Here is a 17,116-nt window from a genome sequence, read left to right on the forward strand (position 1 = left end):
ACAATCTCCAGTTAGGGGAGATTCAATATGTGACAGTTGTCTGGGAATCCGGTTAGCTTAGTTTAAATTTCACCCAACTCGGTTACAAAGGAAGGAGTGCAACATTTATGAAAACAACTTCTGATAATAAATTTAACATTTACATGATAACGAAGAGCACAGAAATAACCTGAAGAAACGGAGTGTTCGCTTTTATCAACGGATTTTCCCCTAATATAAGGAAGAAAAAAATCTGGGGATAACAGCGATCGGAAGGTTATTCTGTGATCGTAGTGATCAATGTAAATAACCGAGGAGGAAATTGAACATGGCTAATCAAGACCAGCACACCATGCAAGATCCAACGACCCAATATCCAAAGGCTACACCGGAGTGGAAACAGCAACAGGATGAGCCGGGGCTTCAGCGTGAGATGACACCTGTTCCCGATGCGGGTGAGAAAAGTTATAAAGGCAGCGGACGTTTAACAGGACGCAAAGCAGTTGTGACCGGAGCCGACAGCGGAATTGGCCGGGCGGCAGCGATTGCGTTTGCCCGTGAAGGTGCAGATGTTGTTCTGGCCTATCTGCCGGAAGAGGAAGCAGATGCGCAGGAAGTTGTGAAGCTGATTGAGGAAGCCGGTCGTAAAGCAATTACGATGCCAGGTGACCTGAAGGATGAGAAATATTGTGAAGAACTCATTGAATCTGCGGTAAAAGAGCTTGGCGGGATTGATATCCTTGCTAACGTGGCAGGTAAACAGCAGTTTGTGGAGCAGATTGCGGATCTGACTACCGAGCAATTCGATGCAACGTTCAAAACAAATGTCTATTCCATGTTCTGGCTCTGCAAAGCAGCTGTGAAACACATGAAGCCGGGCAGCTCCATTATCAACACATCATCGATTCAGGCGTACAAACCTTCGCCAATCCTGCTGGATTATGCAACAACGAAGGCATCCATTAACACGTTCAGCAAAGCGCTGGCACAACAGGTGGGTAGCAAAGGGATACGTGTCAACGTTGTTGCACCAGGGCCGGTATGGACACCGCTCCAGGTCGTGGGTGGACAACCAGTCGAGAAGCTAGCCGATTTTGGCTCCAACACACCGCTTGGTCGAGCAGGACAACCTGCCGAGATGGCTCCGGCATTTGTGTTCCTGGCAAGCCAGGAATCCAGTTATGTAAGCGGGGAGACATTGAATGCGAATGGTGGTACGGTTAGTCCGTAAATAGTTTTAGATAATCCGATCAGGGTATCAGAGGATACGGTCTCCATATTGGGGGCGGTATCCTCTTTTTTGTCGTTAAGATGAAAGAAATAAAATATTTTTATAATGAAAGCGTTCTTATATAAAACGGAAAAGGTACATGGTAATATATTCAAGAACAAGATCTTCACTCCCAGCTCTGAGAGTGCGTTGCTTATACAATGAATCTGTTCAGATCAATACACTATGCCTAGGAATCGAAGGAGGAATTCTGTAATGGCCAAGAATGTACTTAAACTAGGTGACCCTGTCATAAGCACGTACACATCATATGGGACATTAACATCCGTTATGAACGAAGATTTATGGCCATGGATTTTCAATAACTTTATACAAATCAGGTATGCACATGGATGGGGAATTTTTTCGTTTGATTCTCATCAGTTTCTGCTAAGTACCTGTCCGGGAATTTCCTTTTACAACCTGCCACAAGAAATTGTGATTAGCAAATGGGGAACATCACTTAAGCAAGTGATTACGGAAGCGATAGATATGGGATATTATCTATATATTTATGCAGATAGATACTATATTGCGTGTACAGACTATTATCAAAAAGAACATCTCATGCATGAATTATTAGTGTATGGGTATGACCTGGATCAAAATTTGATATACATTGCTGATAATCTTGATGATGGTAAATTCATACAAAGCGTATGTAGTCTGGATGAACTTGAGAAAGGCTACTGGACCATGTCTAATGAGTACAGTTTTTGGACAGAAGTGAGATTCCTCAAGCCAATTCAGAATATCAATTATGCAATTCATGTGGAGCAGATTATAACGGCGATGGAAAACTATCTTAACTCAAGCGAGACATATGACTTAGTGCGAGATCAGAAATACGATTTTGGAATGCAAGCCATTCAACGCATCTTTACCGACATTGAGCAGGCAGCCCTAGTTGGAGAAGCATTGGATTCACGAGTCTTTCATCTTTTTTATGAACATAAGCTACTAATGGAGTTACGTTTATCTTATTTAATGGAGAAATCAATCATTGAGCCAGATGCAACCTTTATGGAATTAAGCACTATTCTGAAACAGGACTACTTTAAATTGAGAAATATAGTTCTGAAATACAATATAACGCGTGATGCAAGTACACTCAGTAAAATAAGTGAGAGATTGCAACAGAATCTCATGAAAGAGAAAGCATTTATTTCTTCTTTTATTACCAGATTGCAACAGGTTAAATCAATGGCTTGAAGTCATCTAATAATAGACAAAAAATCCCCTTTGCTTGTGAAAAAGCAAAGGGGATTGCTGTGTAACTAAGTTACTTCTGCTCTGGTTTCGGGTCCAGAATGGCATAACTGCCTAGCATGGCTAATTGTGCTGTATTCAGAAGCGCTTCATCCACTGCAGCGAGGGCTTCACCGGCAGCTGTCATCAGCTCATCAGAGTCAACAGGTGAGGCGAAACGGAGAATGACCCGGTTCTCTCCTTTTTTGAGTTCACTCTCAGCCTTGGTTTTGTACTCATTAATGGACGCGACTTCGAGATCATTCTGTACATAATAATCATTGGCATCGCTCTCGCCATTAAACAACGCGAGCTCGGAATCAAGCCAATAATCTTGATCCGCTATCGTTTTCTGACTTGCAGCAGTCTCATCGTTGGCATTATACAGGAAGTATGGGATGCCGGAGTTCGTCAGGTTGTTCGTAGCATCTACATGGAACCATTCGTTACCGATTTTGACCTTGTTCCATGCATGTGGAACACCACTGGAGGCTCCCGTTACGACGATGCTTTCCAGTCCCGAGAGATCGGAGAGCAATTTGTAGACGGAGGCATAGCTGGCACATACCCCAACCCCTTTGACCAGAATACCGTATGTGGTAAACGAGTCATTGAACTGCGGATCGACATTTTTGAAGTTGTTTTGCTCCGCATTTTCCAGTGCTGCATCATCATACTTCGCGTTATCGTTCAGATAATCGTAGATGGCTTTACGTTTCTCATCTTCGTTCATACCATCCTTGATGATGGAAGCAACAACTTCGTTCGCTTTGGCAATAATCTCATCTTGCTTCTTCTGGATACCACTAGCCGATTCATTGTAATAAATGGAAAGGGTAAGTGTACCATAGTTGTATTCGAAACCTTCCACACCAAGAATCAATGGATTCTGGTACATCACTTTCAGAACAACATCTGAGAGTGTCGTGAAATTTTGAGCTTCGGGGAAAGCTTTTAACGAAATTTTATCTTGTGCCGCAATCATATTTTTGGCTAAAACTTCTTCCAAAGCGGAATCTGCATTGATCATTGCATCGCCTGTAGCAGGCTGAGGCACGGTTTCCTGATTACCTTGTTCTACATTTTGCTGCGTATTCGATTTCTGCTCATCTACCAGGTTGTCTTCTACAGCTTCTGGAGCTGGAGCAGGTGTTTCATTGGAAGCTTCTTCAGAAGCCATATCTGAAGAATTATCAGAAGTATCATCGGAAGCCTCAGTAGATAGAGGATCAGTTGCATCTTCTGAAGTCTCAGTATCGGTTGTGGACTCTGTAGTTGGAGTTTCCGAAGCCGGTGCTTCTTCTGTTTCTGTTGCAGACTCAGGTGCAACATGATTGTTGATGATTGTTGGCACGTCAGGTGCAGGAACGTAAGGTGTGTCATTCTTCGGTTCCACCAGTCCGTTGCTGGAATCGGCTACGGTTTGCTGAGAAAGTCTGTCCAGGTCTGCTTGAGTTACATTCTCTACGCGTACGTAACTTTTCAGAGCTGTTCCTTTAATATGAAAAGGAATATTTGTTTCATTGAACTCTGAAATCTCTACGCTTTTGGTATCATAGACAATGGTTTCACGAGCTAGAGAGCCGTCATTGTACTCAACTGTTGCTTTCTGAGGAAGTACATCTATATTCTTTAATTTCTCCCTATACAATTGTTCTTTCAGAGATGTTGGCAACTGGGAAGCAAGCGGAGCTGTAGGGACACCTCTGCTAAAATTGGATTCTTTGCCTCCGCCGATTGCAGTGACGTAATATTCTCCTCGTATACCATGGTTCTGAGTGGTAGTTATCATTTCATTATAAGTGCCTAGCCCGCCTTTTCCGTCTCTCAAAAAATCATTGAAAGACGTCTCTGTCGTTACCGCAATATCTAAAGGCAGACTATTACTAAAAGCGTCCTCTGCGCCAGTTAGAGGTACATTTGTATCGAAGTTGGTTAGGTCAGAACGTTTATAAATTTTATATTCGGTTGCACCCTCAACCTTGTCCCAGACCAACTTGAACCGTCTATCTTTGTCAATTTCGTATCTTAGGTTAGGTACGGGTAACTCCGATTTCACTGTAAACGGAATAATGATGGGCTGATCGAGTAGTGTTAGATTTTCCGCATCTGGATCATAATTCAGACGAATGTAATAAATGGGGGCACCGCCCCAAGAACTTTGATCCTTGTTCATCATGGAATCTGAACTTAAAACGCCCCATCCAAGAGGCTTAATGGAAACACTATTGTCGTTTGTCTCTGGAATGGCATATACATCGCTTGCTTTGAGTGCTTTAATATCGGTATGTACACTAATAATGTCACTAGCTCGCAGGTTACTTTTACGTAAATCGGCTTTAAACTTGAACATAAATTCTTCATCCTGAGCTACGTTGTACATCGGCATGATCGCTTGTTCCGATTCAGAGCCGTATTTCTGCTTCAAACTTAAAATGGTAGAACCTTCTACTACTTCTGTAGGGTTATTTTCGGACGGACTACTCTCCTGTTCAGTACTCTGGCATCCAGCCAGTAACAGGGTGAGTGCAAACATAATGAAAAATAGACGTTTCATGATACACCGCTTTCTTGTTTTTCTGAGTTGCTCTAATGCTACGTTTCTACACACCGAAAGATTATCAAAATTGGTTAAAACCCATACTCGAACCTCTTAACGGCCAAACCTCCTATTAATTTCCTAATATCCTTTGCTAGTTTATGGTCATATTGACGCATTGTCAAGGTGAGAGGGTAGGTTTTAAGTCCTGTAGATCAATAGAACAGTTGTAATTCCATAGCGGGGGGACCATGTTAAAATACAAGAGTTACTACATATTTATATATAACAGTTGAATAATTGAGGAGGCTGGATTGGCGTATGACAGCAGAACAGATTGTCAGAACCTTTTTTGAAGAAGTCCGATCAGGCCGAAATCCTGATTATGCAAGCAGCGTGATGGCGGAACAAGTACTGGCTCATCAAGTAATATCCGAAGCTGAGGTCACGGTCACCCGAACACCTTCCGATTATACGGATCATGTGCGAGAGATGATCGAAGCTTACGGGGAATTTTCACTCGAAATTCTGGAGTTGCTGACGCAAGGTGATAAAGTTTATGTTCGCTGGAGACAAACGGGTACCCATATTGGCGAAGTGGACGGATACAGTCCAACCAACCTCCCAGTGATTGAAATTGCCAGTGCGGTATACCGAGTGGAAAACGAACAAATTGCAGAGTATTGGATACAGATCGACAGGTTGGGCATCGAGAAACAATTGGAGCGTAATCGGAGCTGAGTTTCTCAGCTCTTTTTTAGTTTTCAGTTCTTTGTAAGCGTTCCCGTGTTATAATGGACAAAGTTGTATACAAGTTACCTAAAACGTTTTCTGTCTTTTAACTCCATAATCTGAAAGTGAGGTTCAGTGATGATTAAAGCAACGGAAGATAATCAATATGTTGAACTAACAAGCCCGACAAGTTTACCGAAGGCATCCGGATTCCTTTGGAATGAAAAGATGATGATTCATGTGAATTGCCGGGGGTACGCGGTGGCCCAATTCATGCAGCCCGAACCTGCCAAATACTCGTATGCGCCCAACCTGGAAGCCAAGACGTTTATGCAACCGGAGCAGCCATACTATGCCCACCATCCGGGACGGTTTGTGTACATTAAAGATGAAGTAAGTGGCGAAATCTTCTCCGCCCCGTATGAACCGGTTCGCAAGCAGGCGGATAGCTATACGTTCGCTGTCGGTAAACACGATATTCATTGGAAGGTGGTTCAGGACGACATTTGCATCGAGATGTCCCTGCGTTTGCCGAAGGAAGATGTCATGGAGCTGTGGCGTGTGAAGGTAACCAATCTGTCTTCGAGAAAACGCAAGCTGAGTATCTACCCGTATTATACGGTCGGTTATATGTCCTGGATGAACCAGTCCGGTACATATGTGGAAGATTTGCAGGGCATTGTCTGCTCGGCAATCACGCCTTATCAGAAATATCAGGATTATAGCAAAATCAAAAACTATAGTGACAAAACCTATCTGCTAGCAGATCACCAGCCGACCGCGTGGGAAGTGAATCATGAGACTTTTGAAGGCGAAGGTGGACTACATAATCCTTCGGCCCTTCAGTCAGAGACACTCGCAGGTGGAGATGCGCGGTATGAGACACCTGTGGCTGTATTGCAATATAGTGTAGAGCTGGAAGCTGGAGCTGATCAGGCGTATCGATTTATCTTTGGCCCGGCTCATGATGAGACAGAGATTGAGGGCATTCGTCAGCATTATTTTGTGAAGCAGAATGAGGAAGGACAGGATGGTTTCACCGCAGCCGAGCAGGAGTATGCTGGTTATATTGCGGAAGGGCAAGGAAACATCCAGATCAAGACACCGGACAGCTGGTTAGATAATGTCGTGAATCACTGGCTACCTCGCCAGATGTACTATCATGGCAAAACCAATCGTCTGACAACCGATCCGCAGACGCGGAATTATTTGCAGGACAACATGGGTATGAGTTATATTCAGCCGCAGATTGCGCGGGCTGCGTTCTTGACCGCTTTGTCTCAACAGCATATAAGCGGTGCGATGCCAGACGGTATTATTTTGCACCCGGATGCAGAATTGAAATATATTAACCAGGTTCCTCATACCGATCACTGTATCTGGCTTCCGGTCTGTATGAAGACCTATCTAGATGAAACGAATGACTATAGCATTTTGGAGGAACAGGTTGCTTTTACAGACAGTGAACAAAAGGTTTCCGTACTGGAACATATGAATCTTGCGATGCGCTGGTTGATCCATGAGCGTGATGCGCGTGGGTTGAACTATATCAATCAGGGTGACTGGTGTGATCCGATGAACATGGTGGGGTACAAAGGCAAAGGCGTATCCGGCTGGTTAACCATTGCGTCGGCCTATGCGTTCAATGTGTGGGCAGATATTGGTGAACAGGCAGGGCATGGCGAGGTTGCAGCGGAATTCCGTCAGGAAGCCACTCAGACCAATGCGGTAGCCAATGAGTATCTGTGGGATGGGGACTGGTATGCCCGCGGAATTACGGATGATAACGTAGTGTTTGGTGTAAGCAAAGACGTGGAAGGACGCATCTATATCAATCCTCAGAGCTGGGCACTTATGAGCGGTGCTGCGGATCAGGAGAAACAGGAGAAGTTAATCCGTGCTGTAGAGGAGCAATTGGAGACGCCATATGGTGTCGAGAAACTCGCGCCGTCTTTCACAGCGATGCGGGAAGATGTAGGTCGAGTTACGCAGAAACATCCGGGAAGTGCGGAGAATGGTGCAGTGTACAATCACGCGGCGGCGTTCTATATTTACGCGTTGTACCTGGTGGGCGAGAAGGAGAAGGCGTATCGTCTGTTGCGTAAAATGATTCCGGGCCCCGATGGCGAGGATATTCTCCAGCGAGGTCAGCTACCCGTATTTATCCCGAATTATTATCGCGGAGCTTATCGGCAATTCCCACGTACAGCTGGGCGCTCCAGTCATCTGTTCAACACGGGCACGGTGCCTTGGGTGTATCGTTGTCTGATCGACGGATTGTTTGGACTGCAAGGTCATGCACAAGGACTTCAAGTGCGGCCGCAGTTACCAGAAGATTGGAACAAGGCATCAGTTACGCGGTTGTTCCGCGGGGCTGAGCTGCATGTAAATATGAAGAAGGATGCAACTGTCCAGCAAATTGAGGTGCATGTTGACGGTCAACGGATTGCAGGCGACATCATCAAGAATATACAGGCCGGCGTGAAATATGAGGTGCTAGTGAGGCTGCCTTTGTAGAAAGAGTACGGAGTAGCTGATAAACGGTGTGAAGAGTTTTGGACAATCACTAAGAAAAATTAAAAACTGCCTTTCCTTCATAGGAGGAGGGCAGTTTTGCTTTCAAGATGTTGTTTTGAATTAATCTGTTTGTCAGACTGAATATGATAAAAGAATCCACAAGCTAAGCTTGATTAGCAAACACTCTATTCTTTGACTCTGTACCAATAGCTATAAATCTCTGAATAACCCAGCTTCGCGTAGAGCTTTAACGCAGGTACATTATTCGCAACGACTTGCAGGTAACTGGAGGTAGCACCTTGTTTTTTTGCCCAATGCAATAGATGCAAGATCATCTGTTCAGCAAGACCCTGATTCCGGAAGTTAGCGTCTGTTATGATGTCATATAATCCAATGTAGCCACGTTCGATGACACCAAACCCACAAGCGACGACTTGCCCATCGATCAACAGCGAGATGAAACCTACCTTTGTCCGGATATTGTCCAACATTAATTCCGTCGTTTCCCTTTGCAGATCATTCACCTGATTCAATCGGCAAAAATGATCCAGCCACGCTGTGGTCGACTGTTCGTCGATCTGTACAGTTTGGTGCACAGGCTCTTTGATCTCTTCCAGACTCCGAGTCTGGATACGGGTCAGATCGACAACGCCATACCCTTTTTCTTGCAAAAGCTGGTCGAGATGATCCGGCTGAATAAACGGCGTGATTTTGAATATGGTACTTAACTGATTGGAGGCATAGATGCGCTCACATTCCTCAATCTTTTTATGCACATCCAGAGTGGAGTCGTAGATAGGTTGAACGGAGTTGGCACGTTTGGTATATCCTTTGGCAAAACGCAGTACCCAGCCGTCATATAATAAGGTGGACAAGGGTTGCCAGTGGTTAAGCGATAGTTCTTCAATGGTTTTATGTTCTGAATCTATGGTATGCGTCATATCCAACCTCCAATTTTATGATTAAATAATAATACATAATTATGTATAAAAATACAATGCAAACATATATATCGCCGAACAGTATGCATTATAGCCGGAGATGGTATACAATTTAATTTGGTTGAAAGAATAACTTCAGAAGCGGAGCGCGTTATGTTAACTATAGAATTAAATAATCACAGCATTAACTGTCATATCCAATACGGTAAACGCAAGAAAGTGTCCATCACCATGGACTTACCTTATATGGTAACAATCAAAGCACCCAATGGTACCAGTGAAGACATGATCCGGCAACTTGTAGAGCAACACGGGGATGTAATTTTGAAGAAATCCGCACTGATGCAGCGGGCGCTCGAAGGTCCTCAAGCCAAGGAATACGAAGATGAGGGCAAGGGGAAGTTTCTGCTTTTTGGCAAGGAGCATGTACTGCATGACTTAATCCCTGTAGAGGGTCTGACAGAAGAAGAGCTGCGAGCGAATCTGAAGAAGTTTTATTTTGCCGAGTGTAAACGTATGATTGGGGAGCGCATCGGTCGCTATCAGCAGGAGTTGAAGGTGAAGCCGAAGTCAGTAGAGATCGTAGATTCTCCCACCAAGTGGGGCAGTTGCAGCTGGGACAAAAAACTTACGTTCAATTATCGTCTGGCGATGGCGCCACTGGAAGTGATGGATTATGTCATCATTCATGAACTGTGCCATATTCACCACATGAATCATGATCGCTCCTTCTGGCGGCGGATCGGCAGCATCATGCCGGATTACAAAACAAAAGAAGATTACCTGATGCGAAATGGTCGGGCTATGACACTATAATTCCAGACCCAAGTTTGTACTTGATACGATAGATCCCTCCATTATAATTCGTAAAATCCGCGATGTTCCCACTGTTTGCAGTGAGCGGCTTCGCGGATTTTTTGTTGTGTCTGGATCAGGAGTGGGTTACTTGAACGCCGTATTGTTTGAAAAAATGAGTAACCACACCCATGTCCATTCGATCATCAAACAGATGCTCAGGATAATAGATGCCTGGAGCCATAGGTTTGTCCATTGGCATCATCAGTATCTTCTCGGCTTGCACCGCAGCGCCGAGTGCAGTCATGTGGGTCTGACCGAGTGGGTCAGAGACCGTCATCGTTCGTTCAACCTGATTACCTTTCGCATCCAGCCCTTTCAATTGAATGACCAGATGATGTGCACTCCCGGTTCCCGGATTATAGAGCAATTTCCGCCGGAATGGCTGGAAACGTTCACCACTGATCATCTTCCATACTCCGGTTTTGACCAATCCGGCGAGAGCATATGTAGATACCTTACTATCGAATGAAATGCGGAAACTGGCGGAATCGATATGGCTGGTATGAGGCAAAGTGACGTGATCGGGTGTGTCCAGTCTGTAACATGGGGTCGTATACCCGTTCGGGAAATGAACCTTAATCGGATCTGTCATGGGGTAGACGAGTCGGTTCGTGTTGGATTCGGTGACCTGAAAAGGAATACTCATCCTGTCCATGAAGGCTGCCGAATCAGGGCCGGCCTTATCCCGCAGCGACCATAGGGCATGAATGTTTACTTCGACATGTTGCAGAGAGTTAGAAAGTATCATGGCAAAGAGTGACGCCGTTCCTGCCATCCATCCAGAGGACAGCACTACCGGAGCATGAAGCTCTTCCTGCTCTACTGTACGGATCGCTTGATTGAACACCTCAGTCCAGCGTGTTACATCGATAAGTGGAATTTTTCTCCGCACTGCCGATACCAGTAGCCGATCATCCAGATCGTTCACTGCATTAATGATTAACGATATATTCTCTCCTGCGTGAATCAGTGGATCGTCTGCATTGGTATCAACAACAACCGTTTGGACACGATTGGATGGAAAAGGTGTTGCTTTACCTGCAGAACGGCCTCCCAGTACCAATTCCAGATCAGGATGCCTGTCATGCAAAATGCGGGCAAGCTGTGCACCTACAGCACCATAGCCTCCAGCGATGAGAACTCTTTTTCTATTCATTCTATATACCTCCGTTGATATGTTTATGTACTTATATGTTTAAACTATTGAACATATAGAGGTGAAGAAAAGGAATGCAGTACACCAGCGCGGTATGCGCTAGCTCTGACATTCCACTTCCACGAGATGAACGAGCTGTTTGATTAATTCGATCGCATCGTTGAACTCCAGCTTGTAATACATCTCCGTACCTTTTTTCTGAACCGATAACAGCCCGGATTGACGCAATATTTTCAAGTGATGAGAGACCGTAGGGCGTGACATGGGGACATGCTCTGCAATCTGGGATACGTTCATGCTCTCTTGATCAATGAGCAGCGATATGATTCGCTGGCGAACGGGATCTCCCAAACCTTGAAGATAAGGACTTAGATTCTCGAAAATATCAATAACTTTTTGGTTACCCATCGATTCGTTCATGGCTCACTCCGTTATAATGTTTAATTGTTTAAACGTATTATAAGGCTTAGTTCACTTAAAAATCAAATTTAACATTCCAAGTTGCAGGAAAATAGCTGTTCCGTTTGTCCATTTGAAGTACAATATAAGCAAATATGCCCGTACCACGAATCCATTGATGTATCCGTGGTGGAAGGAGTCCAAGATGGCTGAGAGTAACCATTATTCGGTGCTGGTAGATGAATATATCTCAGAGTTTGCACCCGATGTACAGGTGAGATTACAGGCGTTAAGACAGATTATTCGTGAAGCGGCTCCGAACGCCGAAGAGAAGATCAGTTACCAGATGCCTACGTATGCACAGCATGGGAATTTGGTTCATTTTGCCGCTTACCAGCATCATATTGGGTTTTACCCTGCTCCCAGGGGAATTCAAGCTTTCCAGGAGGAACTCTCCAAGTATAAAGGGGGAAAGGGGTCTGTCCAGTTTCCGCTGGATCAGCCATTGCCCGAGGATCTCATTCGCCGGATTGTGGAGTATCGCGTGAAAGAAAATGTGGAAAAAGCTCGGGAGAAGAAGCAGAAGAAGTGATAAATGGTAAAAACCTGTTAGTCTACTGAAGGGGAAGTACAGATGAACAAAGCACTAATCGTGTTGGATGTGCAGTATGGTATTACATCATTAAAGGATTTCACAGTTCAGTTGGGCAAGATTGAAGCGGTTATCGCTGATTTTGAACAGCAACATGAGCCAATCATATACATGAAACATGTAGATTACGATCAGGAGGCTTCTTCACTGTTCTATAAAAATGCTGCGAACCTGGAAATTATAATGGGTACGGGTCAGTATCCCGTTATGGAGAAAAGCAAACCAAGTGCCTTCAGCAATCCGGAGCTAAAAACTTGGCTACAAGAGCATCAAGTAGAACATGTATTTATTGTTGGATTCAACATGGAATATTGTTGTCTGTTTACGGCAATTACAGCGGAACACGAAGGGTTTAAGGTAACCTTGATTGAGGACGCAACAGGTTCGGTGAACACAGCGGAGACGTATGAGATGCCGGGTCTGGATATTCAGGATTTTGTCGGTTCGATTTTGAATTGGTCGAATTGTATTGAAGTTTTATATGTGGATGAGTATAAAGAAATGTATCGTATCTAGCGTGGTTTACATGTGACGCCGGAGATTTGAGTATGGTATAATAAGAGCAGATTAGACGTAAAATGCAAAGAGAGCCGTGCTGGTAACACGACTCCTCCGAGCAATAGCCGCTTTTAAAAGCGGTGGGCTCCGCTTAGAAAGATGATCCAACAATAGACCGCATCCTTTTGCGAGGGGGGGCGGTCTATCTGTGTGTATTGGACAGAATAAGGCACCCTTTGTCAACATCACAGTGTGCATTTTAGTTTGGAGGAGAATTCGTATGATCAAGGTTCATTTATCTCGTATTATGGGTGAGAAAAGAATTAATATTGCTGATTTATCCCGACTAACCGGATTACATAGAAATGGGATTGCCAAATTATATAATGAAGAAACCGATGGTGTGAAGTTCGATACGCTGAATCGAATATGTGAGGCTTTGGATTGTGAAATCCAGGATATCATTGAGTTTATCAAGGACGAGAAGTGATCTTCAACATTTAGCTAAGGCCCTATACTTTTAAAAAATTGGACATATAGACCGTTACCTTATCGAAGGGACGGTCTTTTTCTGTTTGTATACACATACTGAGCTGCACCGATCGCAAGCGTTACTCCTTTTCAGCGATTTTTCAGCCAGAGCCATTATAATACTCACGGAATCCTGTAATCGAAAAGGAGTTTTTGCATGTCTAAGGTGCTGCATAAGTCGTTTTATCTCATTTTGCTCGTGTTTGTTGCGGTGTTTATTGCTTCGTCCTTGTTGGTTCGGGCACAGTACAACTACGCCTTGTATGGGGACAATCCCATTTTGGGCATGCAGCAGTGGAGTATTTTTCTCCCGGTCATTCTTTTGCTTCTTGGTTCAGGTGTCGGGTTATACGCTCTATGTCTGAAGCTGAACAAATACAGTCCGAAAGTTGTCATTCCGATTGTGCTGCTAAGTTCTTTGGCCTTTCAGATCATCATCATTTTTGTATTTCCGAGAGTACCCACCGATGATTCGCAGACCGTTCTTTCACTTGCCATGAACATGCTGTATGACCAAGACTACTCTTCGTTTGAAAAGGGTGGTTATCTGCACATGTTCCCGTTTAACTATTCGATCGTATTGTACCTGAAAACGCTGCTGTACCTGTTCCCGGATAACTATCTGGTCATCAAACTATTTAATATTTTGTTTTCAACGTTAACAACGTTCATGATTTATCTTATTTATAAACAAGTGAATGACAGATCCACGGAACGTGATTACGGTGTGTTGATCTTTGCAGCCACGTACCTGCCTTCCTTATTCCTGAACAACCTGATCTATAACGATGTGATTGCCACAGCTTTTCTGACATCTTGTTTATACTTTGTTATTCGATTTGTGCGTTAAAAGTCTTGGAAAACAATTGTCATTGCCGCCGTTTTTCTCGCGATGGGCAATTACTTCCGAAGCATCGGCGTGATCGTCCTAATTGCTGCTATCATATATATCCTGCTGAATTTGCGGAGCATCGGAATGAAGAAAGTCATCATTTCCATTGGTGTGCTGGCTATGTTGTTTAATGTACCAACCTGGACTCAGAATGCGGTTCTTCAATCCTCCGCTGCTGTGAGCGAACTCGTCGGAGAAAATGCTGCACCGGTCTATATGTGGCTGAATATGGGGATTAATCTGGAGCGTTTTGGCTTCTGGGACAATACGGAGAGTTATCAGATCTACCAGAGGCAGGCCAACTACAGTAAGGCAGAGAGCACAGCATTATTTAAACAAGAGATTGGAAACAAACTGTCTGAAGCAAGTGCGAGTGACTTGGTGCAGATGTATTACAAAAAGATCGTATGGACCTGGACCGAAGGAACGTACCAGATGGACCGCTACGGAATCGGCAATGAAAGTTCCATGGGTGCCGGAAGAGGAGGGGGAGGCGGAATCGCAGGCTCCTACAGTTACACCAATGCGATAACAGAACTGTTACAAGGGGATTCGGCTTATCGGACAGGTTTGCTCTGGATCGTATATGTGATGAATTTCTTGATGTACTGTTTTAATTCCATCCGGTTGATTGGTGGAATTTGTCTTAAACGGTATGATGAAGTCTCCTTAATCCTGGTCATTCTCGGATTCATCGGATTTTATATTCTGTGGGAGATTAAGTCCAGATACATCTACCCTGTATATCCGTTGTTGGTTGTGCTGTCCTATATGGGTTTCAAAGATACGTATGATTTCATATTCCATCGTGAAGGTACCTTGGAGAGATATTCCCTGAGAAAAAGGTGATCATATGCGAAAAAATAAATATTTCACATCGGTTACAATACTCCTTTGGCTAGTGTACTCGGTTATGCTTACGGCCTGTGATGTTATAACCGCTCAGAATATTACCAAGACCAGTTCTGTGCAAGGCATGAACGGTGGCGGTATGCCGAATGGTGGTGGCCTGGGCATGAATGGAGGAACACCGAGAGGTGGAAGAGGCACCGCGGGCATGAATGATCGAACAGGCAGTCCTGGCATGACGCAGGGGATGATGAATGCCGACATTACTGGTAGAGTCATCTCCGTGAATGGAAACACAGTTACGCTGGCGTTACTTGAGGTGCAGGATACCTCATCTCCAAGCATGGAGTGGAAGGATACCGGAGTGGAGATGAGATTGAATATAGGTGATGATGTTGTTATCACTGAAGGTATGGGGACGCCGGGCTCGGGCAATTCCAGCTCACGTGCGAATTCGTCCATTCAAGTGTCTGATCTTCAAAAAGAAAACATCGTGATGGTGTGGTATAAGGACAACACCGAGACGGTGGAACGGGTGAGGGTTGTCCAGTAAAAAATGATGGGATTATCATCATTTTGTAATTGCTTACATTTGGCTTATCGGCTATTATGGTAACAACTGGTTTTTTGAAGGGAGTGAGCGTCATGAAACGACGGTCTAAGATGGTATGTTCCATTACTACAATGAAGGTAAGCATGAACTGAATAATTCCGGCAGACCATCAAATGCAGGGTGAAAACATCCAGTTTCCCAGTCCGGTCTGAGATCTGCCGATATATAGGGATATAACTGCTCATTTTTTCTGGCGTATGCGAGTTTTATTTGCTTGTGCAAATTTCTCATACACTCAGAATTTTTTTGAAGCCGCAGGCATAGCCTGCGGCTTTTTGCGCGCAAAAATAAGCATTCGTTGCCTACAAGCAATACACATAAAATGACCAAAAAGGAGAAATGCCCATGTTAAAATTAAAATATTTATTTCAAAATAATGATCTTGCCGAGATGATCCTAAAGAATTGGAACTATGATCCTGAGTCGCTGAATATGTTTCAGTATTATCGCATATCCTCCAATGCCGTGTATCCGTTCAGAGATCAGGGGGAAGTGAGATTACTTCGATTTGCTCCGGTAGAGGAAAAAAATCAAGTCAACCTTAGCGCGGAATTGGAGTTCCTCCGTTATCTTCGAACGAATCAGTATGGAGCCATGGAGGCTGTACCTTCTCATTCAGGGACAGAACTTGTAGAGGCTCACACCCCATGGGGAACGTACTATGCTTCCGTATTCAAGCGAGTACCCGGATCGCAGTTAGGAAGTATTGATTTGAATGACTCCATCCTGTACAGCTATGGTCAGGCGTTGGGTGAGCTGCATCATTTATCACGTATATTCATGCCTGAGCAAAAGGAGAAACGCTGGACCTATACGGATGTTTTGGATTGGATGCAGGAGATCCTGAAGGGTTTTCCTGGTGAAACGGCTGCTTTGAATGAGGTGGAGTTTCTTCGAACGTATTTTGCGACTTTACCGATGACCCAGCAAAATTTCGGTCTCATCCACTACGATTTTGAACTGGACAATGTCTTCTATGATGAAGGTAGCCAGTCTTGTTATGCCATTGATTTTGATGACGCGATGTATCACTGGTATGCAATGGACGTGGAACAGAGTCTGGATAGTTTAAGTGAGGAGATCGAGCCTGAACAATGGGAGCAGAAGAAACAATTGTTCCTGAACGGTTACTGGTCCAAGGCAGGAGAACGTTATGATCTGGAGAGTATGTTCCCCGCTTGTCGCCGTTTTGCCAACTTGTACGGTTATGTGCGTATGCTTCGATCTGTTGCAGAGCAGTGGTCACATGAGCCGGAGTGGATTGGCGGACTAAGAGTGAGGTTAACGAGGATAATGACAGAAAAGGCAGAGCAATTCGATCATCCGATTTAATTTCTAGTGCAGACCGACGCTTCTCCAATTCAATAAAAACATGTGATGTTCACACCAGAAATAATATATTTCGAGAAAAAACAAACCAGCTGGGAATTCAATGTAGAATT

16 protein-coding genes are annotated in these 17,116 nt (G+C 44.3%); 12 read left to right on the forward strand and 4 right to left on the reverse strand.

All coding sequences use genetic code 11. The features are described 5' to 3' along the window. Window positions 1-307: 307 nt before the first annotated feature. Both EL84_RS02380 and EL84_RS02385 read left to right on the forward strand, forming a co-directional pair. The gene (locus EL84_RS02380) at window positions 308-1,210 is read left to right on the forward strand and encodes an SDR family oxidoreductase (protein ID WP_017690578.1); all 903 of its coding nucleotides are present in this window, start codon (window positions 308-310) and stop codon (window positions 1,208-1,210) included. 255 nt (window positions 1,211-1,465) lie between these two features. Next, a complete protein-coding gene (locus EL84_RS02385; RefSeq protein ID WP_047840563.1) occupies window positions 1,466-2,461 on the forward strand; it encodes a hypothetical protein in 996 nt (331 codons plus the stop codon). A 70-nt stretch (window positions 2,462-2,531) separates the two neighbouring features. Here EL84_RS02385 and EL84_RS30660 read toward each other — a convergent pair whose 3' ends face one another. Continuing rightward, the gene (locus tag EL84_RS30660; protein WP_053061356.1) at window positions 2,532-5,054 is read right to left on the reverse strand and encodes a transglutaminase domain-containing protein; all 2,523 of its coding nucleotides are present in this window, start codon (window positions 5,052-5,054) and stop codon (window positions 2,532-2,534) included. 303 nt (window positions 5,055-5,357) lie between these two features. On the opposite strand from EL84_RS30660, the gene EL84_RS02395 reads away from it, so the two are divergent. Both EL84_RS02395 and EL84_RS02400 read left to right on the forward strand, forming a co-directional pair. Further along, on the forward strand, window positions 5,358-5,777 hold the full coding sequence (locus EL84_RS02395) for an ester cyclase (protein ID WP_047840564.1): 420 nt from the start codon (window positions 5,358-5,360) through the stop codon (window positions 5,775-5,777). A gap of 129 nt (window positions 5,778-5,906) precedes the next feature. Continuing rightward, window positions 5,907-8,285 carry a GH36-type glycosyl hydrolase domain-containing protein gene (locus tag EL84_RS02400; RefSeq protein ID WP_047840565.1) on the forward strand — a complete coding sequence of 793 codons (2,379 nt, stop codon included), beginning with the start codon at window positions 5,907-5,909 and terminating at the stop codon, window positions 8,283-8,285. 185 nt (window positions 8,286-8,470) lie between these two features. Here the strand turns inward: EL84_RS02400 and EL84_RS02405 are convergent, their stop codons facing one another. After that, a complete protein-coding gene (locus EL84_RS02405) occupies window positions 8,471-9,226 on the reverse strand; it encodes a GNAT family N-acetyltransferase (RefSeq protein WP_047840566.1) in 756 nt (251 codons plus the stop codon). Between the two features lie 153 nt (window positions 9,227-9,379). Here EL84_RS02405 and EL84_RS02410 point away from each other — a divergent pair, with 153 nt between their 5' ends. After that, window positions 9,380-10,042: a M48 family metallopeptidase gene (locus tag EL84_RS02410; protein ID WP_053061357.1), complete on the forward strand. Its 663-nt coding sequence runs from the start codon at window positions 9,380-9,382 to the stop codon at window positions 10,040-10,042. A gap of 115 nt (window positions 10,043-10,157) precedes the next feature. Here EL84_RS02410 and EL84_RS02415 read toward each other — a convergent pair whose 3' ends face one another. Further along, window positions 10,158-11,240: a saccharopine dehydrogenase gene (locus tag EL84_RS02415; RefSeq protein ID WP_047840568.1), complete on the reverse strand. Its 1,083-nt coding sequence runs from the start codon at window positions 11,238-11,240 to the stop codon at window positions 10,158-10,160. A 99-nt stretch (window positions 11,241-11,339) separates the two neighbouring features. Further along, window positions 11,340-11,660, reverse strand: coding sequence for an ArsR/SmtB family transcription factor (locus tag EL84_RS02420; RefSeq protein ID WP_036605985.1), 321 nt, complete (start codon window positions 11,658-11,660; stop codon window positions 11,340-11,342). A 184-nt stretch (window positions 11,661-11,844) separates the two neighbouring features. Between EL84_RS02420 and EL84_RS02425 the strand changes: the two genes are divergently transcribed. The 7 genes from EL84_RS02425 (at window position 11,845) to EL84_RS02450 (ending at window position 17,006) form a co-directional block, all read left to right on the forward strand. Next, the gene (locus EL84_RS02425; protein WP_047840569.1) at window positions 11,845-12,231 is read left to right on the forward strand and encodes an iron chaperone; all 387 of its coding nucleotides are present in this window, start codon (window positions 11,845-11,847) and stop codon (window positions 12,229-12,231) included. 42 nt (window positions 12,232-12,273) lie between these two features. Next, window positions 12,274-12,807: an isochorismatase family protein gene (locus tag EL84_RS02430; RefSeq protein WP_047840570.1), complete on the forward strand. Its 534-nt coding sequence runs from the start codon at window positions 12,274-12,276 to the stop codon at window positions 12,805-12,807. Window positions 12,808-13,069: 262 nt separating this feature from the next. Next, a complete protein-coding gene (locus EL84_RS02435; protein WP_036668302.1) occupies window positions 13,070-13,279 on the forward strand; it encodes a helix-turn-helix domain-containing protein in 210 nt (69 codons plus the stop codon). 198 nt (window positions 13,280-13,477) lie between these two features. Then, window positions 13,478-14,170, forward strand: a complete 693-nt coding sequence (locus EL84_RS32420) for a hypothetical protein (RefSeq protein ID WP_235431474.1) — start codon at window positions 13,478-13,480, stop codon at window positions 14,168-14,170. A gap of 126 nt (window positions 14,171-14,296) precedes the next feature. Beyond that, a complete protein-coding gene (locus tag EL84_RS32425) occupies window positions 14,297-15,061 on the forward strand; it encodes a hypothetical protein (RefSeq protein ID WP_235431475.1) in 765 nt (254 codons plus the stop codon). A 4-nt stretch (window positions 15,062-15,065) separates the two neighbouring features. After that, window positions 15,066-15,614 (forward strand): hypothetical protein, encoded by a 549-nt coding sequence (locus EL84_RS02445; RefSeq protein WP_152682951.1) that lies wholly within the window; start codon window positions 15,066-15,068, stop codon window positions 15,612-15,614. A gap of 405 nt (window positions 15,615-16,019) precedes the next feature. Beyond that, window positions 16,020-17,006 (forward strand): phosphotransferase enzyme family protein, encoded by a 987-nt coding sequence (locus EL84_RS02450; RefSeq protein WP_047840572.1) that lies wholly within the window; start codon window positions 16,020-16,022, stop codon window positions 17,004-17,006. Window positions 17,007-17,116: the final 110 nt, after the last annotated feature.

This window comes from Paenibacillus sp. VT-400, from assembly GCF_001029205.1.
GTDB lineage: Bacteria > Bacillota > Bacilli > Paenibacillales > Paenibacillaceae > Paenibacillus > Paenibacillus amylolyticus.

Coding starts and splice junctions, on each gene's coding strand:
- EL84_RS02380 (WP_017690578.1), top strand. CDS start 308: ATGGCTAATCAAGACCAGCACACCATGCAAGATCCAACGACCCAATAT.
- EL84_RS02385 (WP_047840563.1), top strand. CDS start 1,466: ATGGCCAAGAATGTACTTAAACTAGGTGACCCTGTCATAAGCACGTAC.
- EL84_RS30660 (WP_053061356.1), bottom strand. CDS start 5,054: ATGAAACGTCTATTTTTCATTATGTTTGCACTCACCCTGTTACTGGCT.
- EL84_RS02395 (WP_047840564.1), top strand. CDS start 5,358: ATGACAGCAGAACAGATTGTCAGAACCTTTTTTGAAGAAGTCCGATCA.
- EL84_RS02400 (WP_047840565.1), top strand. CDS start 5,907: ATGATTAAAGCAACGGAAGATAATCAATATGTTGAACTAACAAGCCCG.
- EL84_RS02405 (WP_047840566.1), bottom strand. CDS start 9,226: ATGACGCATACCATAGATTCAGAACATAAAACCATTGAAGAACTATCG.
- EL84_RS02410 (WP_053061357.1), top strand. CDS start 9,380: ATGTTAACTATAGAATTAAATAATCACAGCATTAACTGTCATATCCAA.
- EL84_RS02415 (WP_047840568.1), bottom strand. CDS start 11,240: ATGAATAGAAAAAGAGTTCTCATCGCTGGAGGCTATGGTGCTGTAGGT.
- EL84_RS02420 (WP_036605985.1), bottom strand. CDS start 11,660: ATGAACGAATCGATGGGTAACCAAAAAGTTATTGATATTTTCGAGAAT.
- EL84_RS02425 (WP_047840569.1), top strand. CDS start 11,845: ATGGCTGAGAGTAACCATTATTCGGTGCTGGTAGATGAATATATCTCA.
- EL84_RS02430 (WP_047840570.1), top strand. CDS start 12,274: ATGAACAAAGCACTAATCGTGTTGGATGTGCAGTATGGTATTACATCA.
- EL84_RS02435 (WP_036668302.1), top strand. CDS start 13,070: ATGATCAAGGTTCATTTATCTCGTATTATGGGTGAGAAAAGAATTAAT.
- EL84_RS32420 (WP_235431474.1), top strand. CDS start 13,478: ATGTCTAAGGTGCTGCATAAGTCGTTTTATCTCATTTTGCTCGTGTTT.
- EL84_RS32425 (WP_235431475.1), top strand. CDS start 14,297: ATGAAGAAAGTCATCATTTCCATTGGTGTGCTGGCTATGTTGTTTAAT.
- EL84_RS02445 (WP_152682951.1), top strand. CDS start 15,066: ATGCGAAAAAATAAATATTTCACATCGGTTACAATACTCCTTTGGCTA.
- EL84_RS02450 (WP_047840572.1), top strand. CDS start 16,020: ATGTTAAAATTAAAATATTTATTTCAAAATAATGATCTTGCCGAGATG.